The organism is Streptomyces sp. NBC_01363 (assembly GCF_026340595.1).
GTDB lineage: Bacteria > Actinomycetota > Actinomycetes > Streptomycetales > Streptomycetaceae > Streptomyces.
On the sequence record NZ_JAPEPF010000001.1, the window covers coordinates 1,196,465 to 1,216,171 of the forward strand.

Sequence of the window (19,707 nt, forward strand, 5' to 3'; positions counted from 1 at the left end):
CCGTTTCGGCATGCGCGGCCCGCAGGCCTTTGCCCGGCCCGCGGGCCGGGCCCGCACGCCCGCCGGGGATTACGGGACAGCCCTAGGGGCGGGTCGGGTGCGGGGCGGGCGGGGCGGCTCGGTAGCCTAAGGCCGCTGACACACCCTTAGGGCGGCTTTACGTCGCTCCCCTCCCGTCCGCAGTCCGACACGTTCAAGGAGTTGCCGCCGCCGTGAGCCGCAGCCTTCGACACGGCGCCCTCGCCGCCACAGCCATCGTGTTCTCGATCGCCTCGCTCGCCGCGTGCGGTGCGGGCAATGACGCAGCGACGCTCAAGGTCAGGCCGGACACCGCTGCCACCACCATCGGTGACATCAGCGTCCAGAACGCGAACGTCGTCACCCAGCCCGAGCGCACCGCCGAGGGCCCGGCCGTCGTCGCCGCGACGCTGTTCAACAACGGCACGAAGGCGCAGACCCTGGAGGCCGTCACGCTGCCGGGTTCGAGCGCCTCGGTGCAGCTGCACGCCGCCAAGGGCGCCGGACCGGTCGTGGTCCCGGCCGGCGGCTCGGTGGTCCTCGGTGGCAAGGGCAACGCCTCCGCCGTGATCGAGAACGGCCGCGAGGCCGCCCAGGCGGGCAATGTGCAGCCCGTCGTCTTCAAGTTCAGCTCGACCGGCGAGATCCCGCTCGGCGCGTTCGTCGTGCCGGCGACGAGCTACTTCACGGACTCCGGCCCGAGCACGCTGCCGGCGCCGAAGAAGTCGCCCGGGGCGACCCCGACCGGTTCCACCGCGTCCGGGGCGCCGGGCGGCGCTCCGGCGGATTCGGCCGACGACACGGTCGACCCGACCGACGCCGCGTCCGCCTCGACCGAGGCCCGCTGACCGCACGCGGGACAGCGACGCGCGGACACGCGAACGGCGGAGGGCGCCCCCGAAAGGGAGGCGCCCTCCGCCGTTCGCGTACCTGACGGTTTACGGCTCGAACTTGTACCCCAGGCCCCGCACCGTCACCAGGAAGCGCGGAGCGCCCGGGTCGGGCTCGATCTTGGCGCGCAGCCGCTTGACGTGCACGTCGAGGGTCTTGGTGTCGCCCACGTAGTCCGCGCCCCACACCCGGTCGATCAGCTGCATGCGAGTCAGGACCCGGCCCGCGTTGCGCAGCAGCATCTCCAGCAGGTCGAACTCCTTGAGCGGGAGGTCGACCTTGCCGCCGGCGACCGTGACGACGTGACGGTCCACGTCCATCCGGACCGGGCCCGCCTCCAGGGCGGCCGGTGTGACCTCCTCCGGCTCACCGCGGCGGCGCAGCACCGCGCGGATACGGGCGACCAGCTCCCGCGAGGAGAACGGCTTGGTCACGTAGTCGTCGGCTCCTATTTCCAGGCCGACGACCTTGTCGATCTCGCTGTCCTTCGCCGTGACCATGATCACGGGGACATTGGACCTGCTGCGCAGCTGACGGCAGACCTCCGTGCCGGGCAGGCCCGGCAGCATCAGGTCGAGCAGCACGAGGTCGGCGCCGTTGCGCTCGAACTCGTCCAACCCGTCCGGGCCCGTGGCCGCGATGGCGACCTCGAAGCCTTCCTTGCGGAGCATGTAGGACAGGGCGTCGCTGAAGGATTCCTCATCCTCGACGACGAGCACTCGGGTCACGGAAGGACCTCCGGGGCAGGGAATGGTTCAAGGGTTTCGGGGTGAGCGGGTCCACGGCTGCCCTCGTCGCCGTTGACGACGGGCGGTCCGCCCGAGCTGCGGTCCCGTTCCCGTACGGAGCCCGCTTCGGGCAGCCGCAGGGTGAAGGTGGAGCCCTGGCCCTCCGAGCTCCAGACGGTGACCTCCCCGCCGTGCGAGGCGGCCACGTGCTTCACGATGGCGAGGCCGAGGCCGGTGCCACCGGTGGCCCGTGAGCGGGCCGGGTCGACGCGGTAGAAGCGTTCGAAGACCCGCTCGCGGTCCTTCTCCGAGATGCCGATGCCCTGGTCGGTCACGGCTATCTCGATCTGGTCCCCGCCGGGCACGGACAGTCGCCTGGCGGCGATGCCCACTCGGGTGCGGGCGGGGCTGTAGTTGACGGCGTTCTCGACGAGGTTGCCGAGCGCCGCGGCGAGCTGGCCGCGGTTGCCCCAGATACGGAGCTCCGCGGTGCCGCCCGCCGCCATGGTGATCTGCTTCGAGCCGGCCTGCTGGCGGCAGCGGTCGATGGCCTCGGCCACCAGCTCGTCCACCCGGACCGGCTCGGCGTCCTCCAGCGGGTCGTCGTTCTGCACCCGCGAGAGGTCGATGATCTCCTGTACGAGGTTGGTCAGCCGGGTCGCCTCGATCTGCATCCGGCCCGCGAACCGTTCCACCGCCTCCGGATCGTCGGAGGCGTCCATCACGGCCTCGGAGAGCAACGAGAGCGCGCCGACCGGGGTCTTGAGCTCATGGCTGACATTGGCGACGAAGTCGCGCCGTACCGCTTCTATCCGGCGCGCCTCGGTGAGGTCCTCGACCAGCAGGAGCACCAGCCGGGAGCCGAGCGGGGCGACCCGGGCAGAGACCGCGAGGGCCTCGCCGCGGCCCGTACCGCGCCGGGGAAGGTCCAGTTCGACCTGGCGTATCTCACCGTCCCGGCGGGTGTCCCTGGCCATGTTCAGCATCGCGTCGACGGCGAGCCGTCCGCCCCTGACCAGTCCCAGCGCATAGGCGGCGGAGCTGGCCTTGACCACGCTGTCGCTCTCGTCGAGCACGACCGCCGAGGAGCTGAGCACGGACAGGACCGTGTCCACCCCGGGCGGCAGGGGTGCGTTGCTGTCGGGCCGCATGGAGGTTCGCGTCGGCTTCTTCTGGTCGCGCTCGCTCCAGCGGAACGCAAGCATGGCGATCACGCCGGTACACGCACCGCCGATCGCCGCAGCTGCGGCGACTGCCGCGTTCACGTCCATACGTCAAGGTTATGCGGGTCCGGGAGGACTCTCCCAGCCATCCGAGTGCGTATCCGAACACTCGTCGCCCAGAGTTCACCGAGGAGCAAGGGTTGGTTCACTTGGGCGGCCGGAAGCCGACGCGTACGCCACTCAGGGTGGCAGCGTGGGGTTCGAACCTGGCCCCGGCCTTAAGAAGAGGACTGGAGAGGGACTTCCATGCGTGACGCGTACCACGAGGAACTCGACTCGATCGGCGAAGGGCTGGTCGAGATGGCCCGTCTCGTCGGGTCGGCGATCGGCCGGGCGACGACGTCCATGCTCGATGCCGATCTCAAGCTCGCGGAGAGCGTGATCGCCGCCGACCAGAAGGTCGACGACCTTCAGCACGACCTGGAGGCGCGGGCCATCGCCCTGCTCGCGCGTCAGCAGCCCGTGGCGACGGATCTGCGCATCGTGGTCACCTCCCTGCGGATGAGTGCCGACCTGGAGCGCTCGGGCGACCTCGCCCAGCACGTCGCCAAGCTGACCCGGCTGCGGTTCCCGCAGTCGGCGGTGCCGCACGACCTGCACGCCACCATCCTGGAGATGGGGCAGCTGGCGCAGCGCCTGATGGCCAAGGCCGCCGAGGTGATCATCACCAAGGACGTCGATCTGGCGCTCCAGCTGGAGCAGGACGACGACGAGATGGACCTGCTGCACCGCACGCTGTTCCAGCACCTGATGGACGACCGCTGGAAGCACGGCATCGAGACCGCCGTCGACGTGACCCTGCTCGGCCGCTACTACGAGCGCTTCGCGGACCACGCGGTGTCGGTCGCCAAGCGGGTCGTCTACCTGGTGACGGGCGAGCACGCCGACGAGATCCAGCAGCAGACGACGGTGGAGGGCGCGTAATCGCGTCATCGCGCGGCGCGCATGGGCGTGCGTGGGCGCATCCGGTCGCACAAATGTCTCTGCGCATGTGCGCCGTTGATGCGCCCGCCGGGGTGGGCATGAAATGGGGTGGGGCGGCACGCCTTGTCCGTACGCCCCGGTCGTACGCGCGTCGTTGTGGCGTACGGCCCTGTCGTACGCCTTGAGGAGGAACCATGGCCGATTCCCCCACTACCGACCCCCAGCAGGAGGCACCCGCCGAAGTGGTGCACCTGACTCTGCTCGGCGCCTGCGGCTGCGGCTCGGGCTGCGGCTGCGGCTGCCAGTCCGGTGCCCCGTGCCAGTGCGGTGGCTGCTCCGGCTGACGGGCCGCCACGGAATACCGGCGGTGCCCCCGCGGAGCCGATCCGCTCCGCGCGGGGCACCGCCGTGTGCGGTGCGGCGGCTCTCAGCCCGTCCGCTCGACGGCGGCCTCGGCTCCGGAAGCGGGCTCTCCCCCGCCGCTCTCCGCGACCCGGCTTCCCTCGGACGCCGCCGCGACCGCCCCCGGCAGGTTCCGCATCAACAGCCAGTACCCCAGCGCGGCCCCGGTCCCCAGGACGGCGCACGCGCCCCACAGCCACTGCGCCCCGAAGCGGTCGATCACCAGACCCGACATCAGCGGCGCGATCAGCGCGGCGGCGGACCACGACATCGTGTACATGCCCTGGTAGCGGCCACGGCCCCGGGCGGGCGACAGCCGGACGACCAGACTGCTCTGGATCGGCGAGTTGACGATCTCGGCGACCGTCCAGACGCAGATGGTCAGCGCGTAGACCGCGACCGACCCGGCGAACGCGGTCAGCCCGAATCCGTATCCCGCCAGCAGCGACGACACGAGGAGCAGCCGGCGCGGATCGCGGTGCTGGATGAAGCGGGTGACGGGGATCTGGAGCACCACGATCAGCACCCCGTTGACGGCGACCGCGGTACCGAAGTCGGAGCTGGAGAACCCGTCCGCCCCCATGGCCACCGGCAGCCCCACGTACCCCTGCTGGAAGATCAGGGCGATGACGAAGGACAGCCCGACGACGCTCATGAACCGCCCGTCGCGCAGCACGGTCGAGAGCCGGACCTCCTCCGCACCGTCGTCGACCGCGCGTCCGGACACCACCGGCTTCTCCGGCCGCGTCTCGGGCACCTTCATGAAGACGACGACGGCGCAGGCCAGCGTCATCGCGGCCTCGCCGAGGAACCCGGCGAGGTAGCTGTACTCGGCGACGAACCCGGCACCGGCCGACGAGACGGCGAAGCCGAGGTTGATGGCCCAGTAGTTGAGCGAGAAGGCCCGCACCCGGTCCTCGGGCCGGACGATGTCGGCCATCATCGCCTGCACGGCGGGCCGCGACGCGTTGCTGGCCATGCCGACGACGAAGGCGACCGCCGCGATCGCCACCGGATGGACCATGAATCCGAGCACGGCCACGGACACGGCCGTCGACGTCTGCGCGATGAGCATGGTGGGCCGGCGTCCGAGCCGGTCGGTCATCACCCCCGCCCCGAGCGAGGAGACGACCCCGCCGAGCCCGTGCAGCGCGGCGACCAGACCGGCGTACGAGGCCGAGTAGCCCCGGTCCAGGGTCAGGTAGAGCGCCATGAACGTGGCGACGAACCCTCCGAGGCGGTTGACCAGCGTGCTGGTCCACAGCCACCAGAACTGCCTGGGGAGCCCGGACACGGATTCGTGTGCGGCCCGTCTGAGACCGGCGACAGACATACGGAATCCCCCCAGGGAAGTACGGAACGGACACCATCGGTAAGAGGCTCGGTGGCTTTCCGTACGTTACGAATCCCGGATTCCGGTCCGCCAGTCAATTGACGCCTGCCGTCAATCGTCCGCTCCCGGCCCGACCGCCCCGACCGCCCTGTCCGCCCTGTGACCGGCCGCGCGGCGCTCGTACGGGTTCGATTACGCTCGGGCCCATGGCCGACGCACCGTACAAGCTGATCCTCCTCCGCCACGGCGAGAGCGAATGGAACGCGAAGAACCTGTTCACCGGCTGGGTGGACGTCAACCTCACGGAGAAGGGCGAGAAGGAGGCAGTCCGCGGCGGTGAGCTGCTCAAGGACGCCGGTCTGCTCCCCGATGTCCTGCACACCTCCCTCCAGAAGCGCGCCATCCGCACCGCGCAGCTCGCGCTGGAATCCGCGGACCGCCACTGGATCCCCGTCCACCGCTCCTGGCGGCTGAACGAGCGCCACTACGGCGCCCTGCAGGGCAAGGACAAGGCGCAGACGCTCGCCGAGTTCGGCGAGGAGCAGTTCATGCTCTGGCGCCGCTCCTACGACACCCCGCCGCCCGCCCTGGAGGACGGCACCGAGTTCTCGCAGAGCGACGACCCGCGCTACGCGACGATCCCGCCGGAGCTGCGCCCGCGCACCGAGTGCCTCAAGGACGTCGTCGTCCGCATGCTGCCGTACTGGTACGACGACATCGTCCCGGACCTCCTCGACGGCAGGACCGTCCTGGTCGCCGCCCACGGCAACAGCCTCCGGGCCCTGGTCAAGCACCTCGACGGCATCTCCGACGCCGACATCTCGGGCCTGAACATCCCGACCGGCATCCCGCTCGTCTACGAGCTGGACGCCGACTTCCGCCCGCTGAAGCCGGGCGGCACGTACCTCGACCCGGACGCGGCGAAGGCCGCCATCGAGGCCGTGAAGAACCAGGGCAAGAAGTAACAAGAAAAGCGATCATGCCTCCCACCTGCACTTTCCGTGCCGGTGGGAGGCATTTTCACGCCCCGGGTCCACTGGGCCCTCAGTGCGGCGGATCCTGCGACGGCCGAAGCGCTTGGCCAAGTGCCTTCCGGGCACGGTCCCGGCTGCTGGGCATGAGGTGCGCGTACACCTTCAGCGTCAACCCGGGGTCGGAGTGCCCGAGGTATTCACGGACGCGTAGAAGTGCCGGAGGGCGTGCATGCCGTGCTCCCGTGCGGCAGCGTGCTCCCGACTCTTGGCTTTCGGGATAACGCCCACGGACGCCAGGGCGGGCTTCCAGTGGTCCTCATTCAGCGACGTACGCCAGACGTGGCCACCGTTGGGCCCACTGAAGATCAGGCGCTTGGTCACGGGCTGGCCGTTCGACCGCATCCACGGCAACGTGATCTCTGCGGGCGGGAACCGCTCGATGTGCCCCTTGAGCGCTTCCGCCACCGGATCGGGCAGAGGTACGTCGCGAAGCTTGCCGCCCTTCGGAGGCGCGAACACGGGCTTGCTCAGGCTGAGTTTGAGCTGCTGCACCACATGCAGGGTGCCGCTGTCGAAGTCCACCTCATCGACACACAACCCGAGGATCTCGCCTTGCCGTAGCCCGCAACCGACGCCCACGTCGACCATGGGCCGGAAGCGTTCGGTCATGGCGGCGCGTGCCCATCTCGGGGAGCGTCACCGTGCGCGAGTTGCACGGGTTCCGGCGAAGGTATCCGTCCTCCACGGCTGCGGAGAGCACGGCGCGGACGTTGGAGAAGATCACGCGGGCATACGCGCCGGACATGCCGGACGCTTCGAGCTGGGTCACGAACTCGCGGATGTGGCTGGGCTGGAAGGACCCGAGAGGGCGCGACCCGATACGCGGGAGGGCGTGCCGCGTGAGTTGGGACTGCATGGATGCGCGGGTGTTCGGATCCCCGCTCTGGCTCGCGAGCCATCCTTCCGCGAACTCCTGGTGCGATCTCTCGCGCCCATGACAGCAGGTTCGCCTGCTCGGTAATGTCTTATGACAGTCGCACCGAGCCGGATCTCTCACCCCATGTCAGCAACACGGCCACCACGACCACCTCAGCAACCAGGTCAAACAGCCCGACACTGGCCGGCCTCACCGCTGATATCACCGCCACTGACACGAAACCAACAGATCGCACTTGTGCGGGCCAACAGCCGCAGTCGCCATCCGGCGGAGCCCCCGGCGGCTGAGGCGCCGAAGGTCGTCCGCCGAAGGCGGTCCGCTCTGGGCCCTCTGTGGGACCTCCGGGAACGACCAACAACGACAGGCAACGGCCATCAACAACCGCTCGACCGCAGCTCAGCCGGGGTGCCCGCCGCTCCGACCAGGGGCGGAAAACGGGCCTGCCAGACCCACGTACCGATGAGGGCCCGTCATCGTGGACCGACCGCGTTGAATAGCTGGTCGAGGAAGCGGGCTTCCGAGGTAAAAGCGCCTACAAATCCGGTGATGACGCGACCGTGGCCTTCTGCCAGTGGTGGCCAGGAAAAAAGGCGGGCGGCCTGACATCAGCGGCCGACACCAGCCGGCGTACACGTGCGCACAGCGGCACACCGTTCGCACGATGAGTCCCGCGAGTGACCAGCTGGGTTCTCCAGACGGAGAGTGGTGATTACGGGGGCACGCCCACAAATTCTTATCAGAAAGGCGGTTCGTCGGGCCATTGCGAGATGCTGACCTGACTAGCAAGATCGGCGAGCCCATCATCTTTGAGAGCACCCGCGTATTCTGACCGCTTGGACCAAGGGATAGCTTCGAGCAGGACGCGGTGCATCCCAAACCGGTTATGACGGGATCCCGCTGAGTTACTCCTTCAGGCTGTCGTCATCGTCCTCAATTGGCGTGTCGGGAAACACCGCATGGTCGCCCCGTTACCGTGCGGGGGTCGACCACAAAGGACTGCCCGGCGGCTGGCGGGTAAGGGCTCCGTCAGCCGCGTAGCGGCGTAGCCCGATCGAGAGGATCTGGACCTTGAGCGATTTTTCCCGCCGCTACCTGCTCAGGGCGTCAGCGGCCGCCGGCGCCGGGGCGATCGTCATCCCGGGCCTTACGGCCGCAGGCGCGCCGGACATTGCGGCCGCGAGCACCTCGGGCCTTCTGGCCGCGAGCGACCCGACTAAACGGTCGTCGGGATGTCCGCCGGCGAAGCTGACCGGTCGCGTCGTCCGCCCCGGTGACGCCTCGTACACGGATGATCGCATCGACTACGACCAGCTGTTCTCTCACTACCCGCTGGTCATCGTCTTCGCCCAGGAGACCCAGGACGTGGTGAACGCCCTCACCTGGGCGCGGCAGCACAACGTCGCACTGCGGGTACGCAGCGGCCGCCACGCCCTGGAGGGCTGGTCGAACATCGACAACGGCATCGTGATCGACGTCAGCCAGCTCAAGTCGGTCCACATCGACACCGACGCTCGTATCGCGACGGTCGGCGCCGGCCTGACCCAGTTGGAAGCGGTGACGGCGCTCGCCAAGCAGGACCTCGCGGTCACGACCGGAAGCGAGGGCAGCGTCGGCTTGGTCGGTGCGACGGTCGGCGGCGGCCTTGGCCCCCTCAACCGCTGGCTCGGCATGGCCTGTGACAGCCTGATCGGGACCGAGGTCGTCGTCCCGTCGGGTCGCGACTGCGCCGAGGTGATCCATGCCGACCTGAAGGACCACTCAGACCTGCTCTGGGCGCTCCGTGGGGCGGGAAACGGCAACTTCGGAATCGTCACGCAACTCACCTACAAGGTGCACCCGCTCAAGCGCATCGCCTATGTGCAGGCGACCTGGGACGGCCTTACGGACCTGCATGGGATCTTCGATGCATGGCAGCGTACGGTACCGTTCGCCGACAACCGCCTCGGATCCGAAGTCGAGATCCACAAGTCCCAGATCCTGCTGTTCGCGTGGCTCGCGGAGGGCACGGCGGCAGAGGCCAGAAAGATGCTGGCCCCGATCCTGTCGATCGGCACGCCCGATGTGAAGGTGCAGGTCGGTAACTGGGGCCCCATCTTTGCCGGAGCCCAGGTCCCGCGCTCGCAGGAGCCCGCCAACGTGAAGTTCTTCTCACAGTTCGCCAAGAAGCTGTTCCCGAAGAAGGCGATCGACGTCATCGGCTACTACATGCGAAACGCTCCCACGGAGGACAGCAACTACTTCGTCGATGCCTTCGGCGGGGCGATCAAGAAGGAGCCCCGCGGCGGCACCGCGTTCGTGCACCGCGACGCGATTTTCTACGGCGAGATCGGCGCAGCCTGGGGGACTCCTTCAACGACACCAGGCGTCTGCGACCCGCTCACCTCGACGTGCCAGGCCTGGACCGCCGAATTCAGCCAGGCGATGCGCAGCTTCGTGGACGGCGCCTACGTCAACGTGCCGAACGTCGGCATGCAGGAGTGGGAGACCGCCTACTGGGGGAGACGCCACTTCGAGCGGCTGCGCGAGATCAAGGCGAAGTACGACCCCTGCAACGTCTTCCAGTACGAGCAGAGCATCCCGCCCGCGTCACGCTGATCGACAGTTCGCCGTCGGGGCCCCGCCCCGGTCAGGCTCGGCCTTTCACGCAGAAGGGACCGACGCAGTCGAAGGGGTGTCGTTAGCCTCGATCTTGCATGAGGGATCGTCAGCTTGCTGACGATCCCTTTGCTCGTTCAGAGTGAAGATTTCTGCTTGCGGGCAGGGCTGATGGTCCGGCTGTCGTGCCGGGTGGGCGCCGGGTTCCACGGCTCCGGTTGTGATGGTGCTGGTAGCAGGTATGGGATGCTGCTGGTCAGCCAGGGTTGGGCAGAGCTTCGAGCCGGTCGAGGGCGATCTGGATGATCTCCAGCCAGATCTGGCTCTGGGGCGTGTCGTGCAGGGCAGGTTGCGCAGGCCGGTGGAACGGGCGGCGCGGATGCGGTCCTCGGCGCGGACGCGCGGTGCTGACATCAGCAGCTGACATCAACAAGCACGGACAGCGGTGCATAGTCACGGACGGTTACCTGAAGCAAGGTGCGACGTTGATGCATTGGATGGCTTCTGCGACTTGATCGACTGCGACCTGCACGCGCCTACGGATCAGAAGGTTGCAGGTTCGAATCCCTGCCGAGTGCAAACAGACAAGAAGCCCCGGAGAGATCCGGAGCCTCTTGCGTTTCCCGGCGGGCGGAGGGGGGCCGTGCTCGCAAGCCCGGTGGGAGGCTGCTCCTCTTCGTGAGTGAGGGTCCGGGGCGACACCGCCGGGCCCTCACTGGGCCCTCTCTGGGCCCAGTGAGGAGGACCAACGACGACAGACAACGGCCACCAACGACCGCCCAATCGCAGGTCAGTTGGGGCGCACACCTCTCTGACCAGCGGCGAAATACGGGCCCGCCAGACCCAGGGCAAGAAGAAGTAAGCAGCGCTGAAGAAGTCCCCCACCTGCGGGTTTGCCGCGAGGTGGGGGGCTTTCTTGTGCGCTGTGTCGTCTGTGGGCCGTCAGGTGCGGGAGGAGCCGGACCGGGCGGTGTCGAAGACGGCGGCAGGCCTGTCAGGAGGTGAGGACGGAGATGCCGTCCCCGAGCAGTTTCAGCCCGAGAACGAAGAACAGGACGGCCATCACGGCGACATTGTTCTGAGCGGCCCAGTCCTTCCAGTTGCCGAGAGTGGTCCTGGCCCGCTCTCCCCCGAGCAGGAAGACTCCCAGCGGGGCCAGCAGGCCGAGGGTGGCGATCAGGACGAAGATCGCCAGCAATGCGATCTGCTGCCCGACCGGCAGTCCGGCCGAGCCGATCGCGGCGCCCGCGGCGATGGTCAGCGGGGCGTTCTTGGCGTTGAGCGCGGCCAGGGCCAGTCCGAGTGCGAAGACCTTGACCGGCGTGAGGCGGTCGATCGCGCCCATCCACTTCGGCAGCCGAGCCTGCGAGGGATCCTTGGGACGCCGATGCCATTGCCGAGCGCCGAAGAGGACGAGGAGCACGCCCAGAGCGAGCTTGAGGGCTCCCACCCAGGTGGCCGGGTGATTGTGGGCGGAGGCGCCCGCGGGGGAAGCGATCGCCAGCATCACCGCGCCCAGTGCCGAGAGTCCCAGGATCCAGCCGACGGTGAAGAGGACTCCGTTGAGGCGCCCGCGGGGCGTGGCGAGTACGAGGATGATCGCGATGATCGGGAGCGGGCTCACCGCGACGGCGGCCGCGAAACCCAGGACGTCGCCGAGAACTGCGCCCATGGTTGCCTCCGTGTGGGGGTCGGCGTGGCGATCCGCAGCAGGGCTCCGCGGATGCGGGTGCCACGACCGCCCGGGCGGCGCAATGGGCGGTTGCGTGGTGTCGGCTGCGCCGCTGTGGCCAGGGCCGCGCGGAAGGGCTGCCGAAGTGTGGTGACGCCGACGTACTCGGCATGTCCCTGTTCCATCTTCCTGCGCCAGGCCTGATCTGTCCTCGGGAGCGGACGCGGCACGGAACGTCGTGACCATCACGCCCAGGAGCCGAGATGCGAGGCAGCGCATCCGTGGTGAGGATTGAGGTGTGAGGGCGATGGCGCCCCATGTTTCCGGCGCTTGGCGACCCTCGCATCGATCCGTGGCAGGAGAATCTTACGATGACTGCGACGACAGGTGCGGCCCGATCAGCTCACCCCGAGCGGCCAGGCAGGTCGGACGGGGTCTGCAGCGAGTTCACCGTCTTTACCAAGATCAAGCCGGGCGAGGCCGATGCCCTGCGTGAGGATCTCGCCACGCTCTCCGACGCGGCGGACGACGAGAGGGTCCATGCGGCGGTGCGCCAGATCGGCACCCTGCATGACGCACGACACGTGATCTTCGACAACGACACCCGGTTCATGTTCGCCAGCGTCTTCGACGGCTCCTGGGACACCTACATCGACGACTTCGCCCAGACGGTGGTCGGGGCCCGCTTCGACAAGGTCTTCTCGCACAGCGAAGGGTTCCCAGGCGTCAGCGATCCGGGAGCCAAGGACTGGTTCGTCGCCCACCAGGCGCCCGCGGGGGTCTTCGTCAGCGCCTACCCCGATCTGACCGTTCAGCAGATCTACAAGGACCAGCGAGTGGACGACGCGTTCCAGGACGTGCTGGACACTCCCGAGTTCCGGTCAGCGCTGGACAACCCGGCGAACGCCGAGTTGGTGGCCACCCCGGCCTTCCAGAAGCTGCTGGCGGAAGCCTCGGCCTAGAACCAGCACACGACCGACGTTGAGAGCCGACCCCACATCCGTGGACCGCGTCGGCGGGCGCGGACCAGTCGCTGCTCGGGCTGTCCGGGCGGAGACCGATGTGGAGGCACGAGCAAGCATGAATGCGACGGCAAGCAGCAGCACGGCCGACGGGCGCGTCGAGATCGACGACGTCCAGAGCGGGGCACTGCGTCCACGGCCCGTGCCCTACGAGGGACAGTTCATCTTCCTGCGCGTCGATGACCGCCGCGCCGGGCGCGCCCTGCTGCGGCGGCTGATCCCCCTGACCTCGGGTGGCCTGCCCGGCGCGGATCGGAGGCAGGACGCCTGGGTGGCTGTGGCGATCACCTACCAGGGGCTGAGGGCCCTGGGGGTGCCCCAGGAGTCGCTGGACAGCTTTCCGCGGGCGTTCCGTGAGGGCATGGCCGCTCGGGCGGAAATGATCGGCGACGTGGGCGAGAGCGCACCGGCCCGCTGGGAGACACCGTTCGGAACGGGCGATGTCCATATCGCGTTGAGCGCCCTCTCCTCGGACACGGCCCAGCTGGACAAGGAGTTGGAGCGGGCCCGTGTCGCCTACGAGGACACACCCGGTGTCCGGGTGATCTGGCAGCAGGAGGTACGCCAGCTCCCGACCGGGCGCACCACCTTCGGCTTCCGTGACGGCATCAGCCACCCGAACATCGAGGGCGTCGGACTGCCCGGCTCCAACCCGCAGGAAACGCCCATCAAGGCGGGCGAGTTCATCCTCGGCTACCCCGACGAAACCGGCAGCCTGCCGCCCATGCCCAGCCCCGATGTACTGGGGCGCAACGGGACCTACGTGGCCGTTCGCAAGGTCCACACCAATGTGGCGGCCTGGCGCCGGTACCTGCGCGCGAACAGCTCCAGCGCCGAGGAGGAGGCGCTCCTGGCGGCGAAGATGGTCGGGCGCTGGCCCAGCGGGGCGCCGCTGGCCCTCTCGCCGGAGCACGACGATCCGGAGCTGGCGGCCGATCCGGACCGCGTCAACAACTTCCTGTACCGGGAGAACGACGATCGCGGCTACCGGTGCCCCGCCGGTGCGCACATCCGGCGCACCAATCCCCGCGATTCCACCATCATCGGCGACGCACGGATGCACCGCCTCATCCGTCGCGGCACCACCTACGGGCCGCCGCTGCCCGAGGGCGTGCTGGAGGACGACGGTGCCGACCGGGGCCTGGTCGGAGCCTTCATCGGGGCCCATCTGGAACGGCAGTTCGAGTTCATCAAGGCCGAGTGGGTCAACGACGGCAACTTCATCGGCTACCCCGGCGAGAAGGACCCGGTGGCCGGGCATCACGGCGGAACCGGCAGCGTCACCATCCCCGAGAAGCCGGTCCGGCGCCGCCTGCGGAACCTGCCCAGCTTCGTGGTCACCCGTGGCGGCGAGTACTGCTTCCTGCCGGGTCTGCGTGCCCTGCGCTGGCTCGCCGAACTGGAGGACTGACGGCAATGCTCATCCCCCAGGTCCGATCATGCTCTCCGAGGAGAGGTCGAAGTCATGGCAGCACAGTTCGTCCGCTACACGCCTGAGGTCGAAGACGCTGACCCGCACTTCGACGAGAACCTGCGGACGGTGATCGAGAAGACCGAGAGCTACATCGCCGAGTCGGTCGAGGCCGGTGGTACCGGACGGGCCCTCCGCGACGCCCATGCCAAGGGCTACGGGCTGGTCCGGGGGGAAGTGGAGATCCTGGACGGGCTTCCCCCCGAGTACGCCCAAGGCATCTACGCGACCCAGGGAACCCACGATGCGCTCATCCGCTTCTCCAACGGCTCGCCTCACGCCGGAGCCGACGCGCGACTGGGCGCCGCCACCGGACTGGCACTGAAGATCTTCGGCATCCCCGGCCCGACCCTGCTGGAAGACGAACCGGACACAGGCACATTCGACTACGCCAACATCAACGGACCGATCTTCTTCTGCAACACGATCGAGCACTACCTGTTCATCCAGGAGTTGTTCCTGAACGCGCCGGCCTACTTCTCCCGGGGCCGACCCGGCGCACATCGCTTCTTCACCGATTTCGTGACCGGAAAGGGGACGCTGGACCAGGACGACTGGGCGTGGGACGAGTTCCTGGCCTTCCTGCGCCTGTCGAAGACTCCCCCGGCCAACCTCCTGCTGTCGAGCTACTGGACGATGGGCGCGGTCCGGCACGGGGACTACATCGCCAAGGTGCGCATCACCCCCGACCCGTCCGCCGCCGCCGCGGTGGTCCGGCGCGACATCGACCCGACCTCCGCGCAGGAGGTCTTCCGGCCGGCCCTCCAGGCCGAACTGCAGGAACGGCCCTACGCCTTCGACATCCAGGTCCAGCTCTGCACCGACCTGGAGCGCATGCCGGTGGAGGACACCACCGTGGAGTGGCCCGAACAGCTCTCGCCGTCCGTCACCGTGGCGAAGCTGCGGCTGCCGCGGCAGGACATCTCCGGCCCGGAGAACCTGGAGAAGATGGACTCGCTGTCCTTCACGCCCTGGCGGGTCACCGCCGAGCACGCCCCCCTCGGCAACATCATGCGGGCCCGCAAGGAGGTCTACCGGCGATCCTCCATCGAGCGCCACGAGCTCAACCGGCAGCCGCGGACGGAACCCCGCAGCGCCGACGAGGTACTTGGCCCACTCCGATGAAGCCGACCGGCACCGAGGCAAGCGCCCGCCCCGGCCTCCTCACCCCGCCTGTCCGTCCGGGGCGTCGTGGAGGCCGCCGAGTTCGGCGACGAGTGCCGCGTCGCGCATGCCGGGCAGGACGTATCCCTCCCCCTCGTCCCACGGGACGTCGACGTCATCCAGGTGGACGTGCCACTCCGCTCCCCCGACGGCGCGGCGCAGCTCGGTGACGGAGTCGAGCACATGGGCCGTCACCGGCAGCCACCGGCCGGGGTCGCCCGGCAGTTTCGTGGACCCGGCGACGATCTCGTCGTCCTCGTCGCCGTCACCCGGGCCGTACAGATACAGGCTCTCCTCGTCGTCGTACGGGAAGGACTCCGTGCGGACGGCGACGACGCGCTCGATCGCGGCGGACTCGGCCCCGGTCAGCGGCTCCGCCCGGCGGGCGCTGTAGTAGACAGAAACGCTCATGGCCCGAGCGTACGGCGGGGGTGTGACAACGTCGGCCGGTCCACCGGCCCTGATCCGTCGGGCAGGCACGCCCTACTCCAACGCCCGTTCCACGCGCCCCGCGAGGCCGTCCCAAGGGCGGCACTCGACCACCGGCAGCCCGTGCCGGGCCGCCTGGTCGGCGAGCCAGTGCGAGTACGCGGCGCTGACCTGTGCCCGGTGCCGCTGTTCGCCGCAGTCGGGCTCCCGGGAGGCGTAGTTGGCGGTGATCCGGTCCGGGTCCTGCTCGTGCAGGAACACCGCCCGTACCCGGCGTCCGGCCGCCCGTCCCTCGCGGATCGCTTCCGCCGCGGCGGCCGGGGTGAGGTAGTCGCCCTCGATCACGGCGGGCACGTCGACGGTCAGGCGGTTGCGGACCACGCCCAGCACCGCGGGTTCGAGGGCCCTGGCGGTGGCGATCTGGAGATCCAGCACCTGGTCGACGGTGAGCCGCGCCGTGTCGGGGATGCCGTCGAAGTGGTGGAGTGCGGGGTGGTGGTCGGCCGTCGTCATGGCCTCGACGGCGCTGACGACATCGTCGAACTCGACCACGAACCGTTTCGACTCGTCCGATTCACGGGCCAGTTGGGCCGCCGCCCGGCTCTTGCCGACGCCCGAAGCCCCACCGATCAGCAATATGTCCCATGATGTCGCTGTCACGGGCCGACCGTATCGCGTGGGCTCCGTGTCCGTCGTCGGCGCTGGCGCTACGGTGACCCGAGTACCGGCCCTCGCAAGGGCGGAGCCGACCGGACGGGCCGTGCGGGGAGAGCAAGGAGAGCGGGGAGAGCAACGATGGGCGAGCCCCTGAAGACCTTCGTCGGCGGTGCCGAGGTCGACGTGCCCAACAGCATTCCGGCCATCCGGGCCACACTGCCCGAGGAGAGACGCGAGGAGTTCGACCGCGCCATCAACGAGGCGGGTGTGCACGAGATCCAGGCCGTGATGCGGCACTGGATGCTGGAGGCCGTACCCGATCCCGAGGCCGAACGGATCCTGGACCGGCTGGCGCAGGACGAGGCCGAGAGGCGGAGCGTCGCTTGAGCTTCCGCATCTCCTACGCACCGCCCGCCGACGACTCCCTGGCCAAGATGCGCGACGGCGAGACCTTCCGCGCCGAGATGGCCCGCACCCTGGGTCTCGACCCGTACGGACACGGGTCGTCGGCCGTCAAGAGCGAGCGCGATCGCCGCGAGGCGACGGTCGCCGGGGCGATCGTGCTCTATTACGTCTCCGGGTCCGTCCTGATCGTCACCGTGGTGAGGCTCGTCCCGCTGCCCTGAGCCGGCGTCGGCCCTAGGGCGTGTTTTAGAAGTAACGTCGTCCGCCCGGAGGGCGGGTCTCGCGGGGTCTGGCGCGTGCGATCGCAAGGCGCCGGGGTGCCCTCGTAGCGGAGCTACTAGGGCATTTCGGCAACGCGGCGAGCGTGCGTGTCAGACCCCGCGAGACAGACGGGACTTCTAAAACACGCCCTAGGAACCGGCCGGGACTTCGATGATCCGGCCGTCCTTGTCCACGCTGTGGGTCCGCCAGTACTTGTCCCACTTGTCGTCCACGTGCTCGGGGACCTTGCCCTTCGGGTACCGGACGTATCCCTTCGGCGGGTCCTCGTCGTCGGGCACACAGGCCGATCCGGTGCTTCCGATCGTCATGACCGGATACTCGCCGCCACCACAGATCGCGTCCTCCAGCGAGCAGCCCGTGGTCAGCGCCGCCACGGTCACGGAGGCCAGGGCGAGCCCCACTGCGGAACGGCTCGGGGGGCGTCCGCTCCTCGCGGACGCCCCCCGGCCGGGTCGGCTGATCCGGTACATAGTCGCTCCTCGTCGCTGGCTGGTACTACCAGCCTGCACGGGGCGCGAAACTCCGATCATGAGTACGAATACTCACGTGCGGGACGCCACGTACTCGTCCGCCCCGCACTCGACAGCCCTCAGGCCAGCTTCGCGGCCTGCGCCTCGACCACCGCGGTCGGCAGCTCGAAGTCCCCGCCGCCGCCCATCGCGGCCAGGTTCATCGAGGAGAACGAGGCGAACGAGGCGCCCTGACGCATGACCACGAGCTTGAACTCGACCTTCTCCCCGCCCTGTTCCACCTGAACGGACCAGGCCGCCGCCTCCTCGCCGCCCTTGACCTGCTCCTCGGTGATCTTGCTGACCTTCTGCTTCTCACCGGCCGCCGTGAACGCGAAGCCACCGGCGCACTCGGTGGCCGCGGTGCGCAGCGAGGCGACCGACTCCTGCGCGCCCTTGCCGTCGTACGAACCGAGGGCCAGCTGCGTCGTCGTGATGTCGAACGCGGCCTTGAACGCCTCCTCGGCGTCCCCGCTGTCCTGCTTGTCCAGGTTGCTCTTCTTCGGTTCGCTGACGACCGTGCGCTTGGTGAACGCTCCGGGCTCACCGACCTGCGCGCCCATCAGCGCGTCGGCGAACGGGGTGCAGACCTCCTTCTCGACCTTGATGTCGTCGGCGGAGACCACATCCTTGGCCGCGGCCTTGGAGATCTTGTGCCCCTTGACGTCGCCCTGGGTCAGCGCGGCCTTCTCCAGCTCGGCGGCGCTCAGCGCCTTGCCCGCGGGCGCGGCGGCCGCGGACTCCTTGCCCTTGGCGTCCGCCCCCTTGTCCCCGGAACCGGAGTCCGATCCGCCGCCGCACGCGGTGGCGAGCAGGGCCAGGGACACCGCGGTGGCGGCAACAGCGGTACGGCGTACGGCGGTGGAGCGCATGGTCCGGTCCGTCTCTATGAGCTGGGTGTTCGGTTTTGCTCACTCTATGAGCGGAAATTGGTTTGATGATCAATCAAGTCGGGCATGGGATGCGATCGTGACGGCGCTGTGATCATCCTGTGAAGGCACCGTCCGTGACCGCCGCGGCCCACACCGGGACCCGGCGCGCAGGCACAATCGCTCCCATGCAGTCAGACGGAACAACCTCAGCCGTTCTCCGCTCCGTTGGGCTGACGGAGGACCGGATCGCCCGATGCGCGCCGCTCGCCGGAGGCACGTTCAACACGGTCTCCCGGGTGACGCTCACGGACGGCGGCGAATGGGTGGTGAAGATACCGCCGCCCGCGACCCCCGGAACGCTGATGGGCTACGAGCGCGATCTGCTGGTCAACGAGGCCACGTTCTACACCTCCGCGGACGGTTCGGCACCGGTCCCCCGCGTTCTGCACAGCGAGCTCGACCCGGCCGCGCCGACCGGCCCGTACGTGGTGATGTCGGTCTGTCCGGGGCGGTCGTGGAGCGAGTTCGCTCCCGGCTCCCTGCCTGCTGCCGAGGAGCGCCGGCTGAGGAAGGACCTGGGGCGGATCGTCGCGCGGCTGCACGCCGTCACGAACCCCGCGGGCTTCGGCTATCCCTCCCTGGCGGTGGGCCCGTTGGCCCCGTCCTGGCGGCAGGCGTTCACCGCGATGACCGACGCCGTCCTCGCCGACGCGGACGCCTACCGCGCCCGGCTGCCGCGCCCGACGGCCGGTATCCGCGCCCTGCTCGCCGCCGCGTCGCCCGTGCTCGACGACGTCGCGCGGCCCGCCCTGGTCCACTTCGACCTGTGGCAGGGCAACCTTCTCGTCGACGGCGAGCCCGGTGCGCGGACCATCGGCGGGATCGTCGACGGCGAGCGGATGTTCTGGGGCGACCCGGTCGCCGACTTCGTATCGCTCGCCCTGTTCGGGAACATGGAGGACGACGAGGACTTCCTCGCCGGGTACGCGGACGGCAGCGGACGACCGGTGGTGTTCGGCGCGTCCGTGCGGCTGCGGCTGGCGCTCTACCGCTGCTACCTCTACCTGATCATGCTGGTGGAGACCGTCCCCCGCCGCGCTTCCGGGGAGGACCTGGAATGGGCGTGGACAGAGGTCGCCCCGCAGCTCGAATCGGCCCTGGCGGACGTGGAGTCGGCGCTGCGTACAAGGGACTGAGCG

19 protein-coding genes and 2 pseudogenes are annotated in these 19,707 nt (G+C 69.1%); 11 read left to right on the top strand and 10 right to left on the bottom strand.

Features of this window, described 5'->3' with window-relative positions:
• Window positions 1–212 precede the first annotated feature (212 nt).
• Window positions 213–866 (top strand): DUF461 domain-containing protein, encoded by a 654-nt coding sequence (locus OG611_RS05640; protein WP_266416136.1) that lies wholly within the window; start codon window positions 213–215, stop codon window positions 864–866.
• Between the two features lie 90 nt (window positions 867–956).
• On the opposite strand, the gene OG611_RS05645 is transcribed toward OG611_RS05640, so the two are convergent.
• On the bottom strand, window positions 957–1,637 hold the full coding sequence (locus OG611_RS05645; protein WP_072487966.1) for a response regulator transcription factor: 681 nt from the start codon (window positions 1,635–1,637) through the stop codon (window positions 957–959).
• Window positions 1,634–2,908 (bottom strand): cell wall metabolism sensor histidine kinase WalK, encoded by a 1,275-nt coding sequence (locus OG611_RS05650; RefSeq protein ID WP_266416140.1) that lies wholly within the window; start codon window positions 2,906–2,908, stop codon window positions 1,634–1,636. The genes OG611_RS05645 and OG611_RS05650 overlap by 4 nt, the downstream gene beginning before the upstream one ends.
• Window positions 2,909–3,106: 198 nt before the next feature.
• Between OG611_RS05650 and phoU the strand changes: the two genes are divergently transcribed.
• Together phoU and OG611_RS05660 are read left to right on the top strand one after the other, a co-directional pair.
• Window positions 3,107–3,784 (top strand): phosphate signaling complex protein PhoU, encoded by a 678-nt coding sequence (gene phoU, locus OG611_RS05655; RefSeq protein ID WP_266416142.1) that lies wholly within the window; start codon window positions 3,107–3,109, stop codon window positions 3,782–3,784.
• Window positions 3,785–3,978: 194 nt separating this feature from the next.
• Window positions 3,979–4,128: a hypothetical protein gene (locus OG611_RS05660; protein WP_164495177.1), complete on the top strand. Its 150-nt coding sequence runs from the start codon at window positions 3,979–3,981 to the stop codon at window positions 4,126–4,128.
• Window positions 4,129–4,211: 83 nt separating this feature from the next.
• Here OG611_RS05660 and OG611_RS05665 read toward each other — a convergent pair whose 3' ends face one another.
• Window positions 4,212–5,519 (bottom strand): MFS transporter, encoded by a 1,308-nt coding sequence (locus OG611_RS05665; protein WP_266416145.1) that lies wholly within the window; start codon window positions 5,517–5,519, stop codon window positions 4,212–4,214.
• A gap of 206 nt (window positions 5,520–5,725) precedes the next feature.
• Between OG611_RS05665 and OG611_RS05670 the strand changes: the two genes are divergently transcribed.
• On the top strand, window positions 5,726–6,484 hold the full coding sequence (locus OG611_RS05670; protein ID WP_266416147.1) for a phosphoglyceromutase: 759 nt from the start codon (window positions 5,726–5,728) through the stop codon (window positions 6,482–6,484).
• Between the two features lie 79 nt (window positions 6,485–6,563).
• Here the strand turns inward: OG611_RS05670 and OG611_RS05675 are convergent.
• Window positions 6,564–7,469 (bottom strand): annotated as a pseudogene (locus OG611_RS05675) (tyrosine-type recombinase/integrase); the annotation flags it as partial.
• 1,029 nt (window positions 7,470–8,498) lie between these two features.
• On the opposite strand from OG611_RS05675, the gene OG611_RS05680 reads away from it, so the two are divergent.
• Window positions 8,499–10,025 carry an FAD-binding oxidoreductase gene (locus tag OG611_RS05680; RefSeq protein ID WP_266416150.1) on the top strand — a complete coding sequence of 509 codons (1,527 nt, stop codon included), beginning with the start codon at window positions 8,499–8,501 and terminating at the stop codon, window positions 10,023–10,025.
• A 268-nt stretch (window positions 10,026–10,293) separates the two neighbouring features.
• Here the strand turns inward: OG611_RS05680 and OG611_RS05685 are convergent.
• Window positions 10,294–10,427, bottom strand: a pseudogene (locus tag OG611_RS05685) (IS1380 family transposase); the annotation flags it as partial.
• Between the two features lie 592 nt (window positions 10,428–11,019).
• Window positions 11,020–11,697 carry a GAP family protein gene (locus tag OG611_RS05690; RefSeq protein ID WP_266416153.1) on the bottom strand — a complete coding sequence of 226 codons (678 nt, stop codon included), beginning with the start codon at window positions 11,695–11,697 and terminating at the stop codon, window positions 11,020–11,022.
• A gap of 371 nt (window positions 11,698–12,068) precedes the next feature.
• Between OG611_RS05690 and OG611_RS05695 the strand changes: the two genes are divergently transcribed.
• From OG611_RS05695 to OG611_RS05705, 3 genes are all read left to right on the top strand, one after another.
• Window positions 12,069–12,659 carry a hypothetical protein gene (locus OG611_RS05695; RefSeq protein ID WP_266416155.1) on the top strand — a complete coding sequence of 197 codons (591 nt, stop codon included), beginning with the start codon at window positions 12,069–12,071 and terminating at the stop codon, window positions 12,657–12,659.
• Between the two features lie 118 nt (window positions 12,660–12,777).
• Entirely contained in the window at window positions 12,778–14,130 is a 1,353-nt protein-coding gene (locus tag OG611_RS05700) for a Dyp-type peroxidase (RefSeq protein WP_266416157.1), read from the top strand.
• A gap of 54 nt (window positions 14,131–14,184) precedes the next feature.
• Window positions 14,185–15,315, top strand: coding sequence for a catalase family protein (locus OG611_RS05705; protein WP_266416159.1), 1,131 nt, complete (start codon window positions 14,185–14,187; stop codon window positions 15,313–15,315).
• A gap of 39 nt (window positions 15,316–15,354) precedes the next feature.
• Here the strand turns inward: OG611_RS05705 and OG611_RS05710 are convergent, their stop codons facing one another.
• Together OG611_RS05710 and OG611_RS05715 are read right to left on the bottom strand one after the other, a co-directional pair.
• On the bottom strand, window positions 15,355–15,765 hold the full coding sequence (locus OG611_RS05710; RefSeq protein ID WP_266416161.1) for a hypothetical protein: 411 nt from the start codon (window positions 15,763–15,765) through the stop codon (window positions 15,355–15,357).
• A gap of 72 nt (window positions 15,766–15,837) precedes the next feature.
• A complete protein-coding gene (locus OG611_RS05715; RefSeq protein WP_266416164.1) occupies window positions 15,838–16,443 on the bottom strand; it encodes a hypothetical protein in 606 nt (201 codons plus the stop codon).
• Between the two features lie 135 nt (window positions 16,444–16,578).
• Here OG611_RS05715 and OG611_RS05720 point away from each other — a divergent pair, with 135 nt between their 5' ends.
• Both OG611_RS05720 and OG611_RS05725 read left to right on the top strand, forming a co-directional pair.
• Complete coding sequence (locus OG611_RS05720) at window positions 16,579–16,827, top strand: hypothetical protein (RefSeq protein ID WP_266416166.1); 249 nt, start codon at window positions 16,579–16,581, stop codon at window positions 16,825–16,827.
• A complete protein-coding gene (locus OG611_RS05725; RefSeq protein ID WP_093540259.1) occupies window positions 16,824–17,066 on the top strand; it encodes a hypothetical protein in 243 nt (80 codons plus the stop codon). The genes OG611_RS05720 and OG611_RS05725 overlap by 4 nt, the downstream gene beginning before the upstream one ends.
• A gap of 189 nt (window positions 17,067–17,255) precedes the next feature.
• On the opposite strand, the gene OG611_RS05730 is transcribed toward OG611_RS05725, so the two are convergent.
• A complete protein-coding gene (locus tag OG611_RS05730) occupies window positions 17,256–17,597 on the bottom strand; it encodes an SCO0607 family lipoprotein (protein ID WP_266416171.1) in 342 nt (113 codons plus the stop codon).
• A gap of 119 nt (window positions 17,598–17,716) precedes the next feature.
• Window positions 17,717–18,508, bottom strand: a complete 792-nt coding sequence (locus OG611_RS05735) for a hypothetical protein (RefSeq protein ID WP_266416173.1) — start codon at window positions 18,506–18,508, stop codon at window positions 17,717–17,719.
• A gap of 185 nt (window positions 18,509–18,693) precedes the next feature.
• Here OG611_RS05735 and OG611_RS05740 point away from each other — a divergent pair, with 185 nt between their 5' ends.
• Window positions 18,694–19,704, top strand: coding sequence for a phosphotransferase family protein (locus tag OG611_RS05740; RefSeq protein ID WP_266416175.1), 1,011 nt, complete (start codon window positions 18,694–18,696; stop codon window positions 19,702–19,704).
• Window positions 19,705–19,707: the final 3 nt, after the last annotated feature.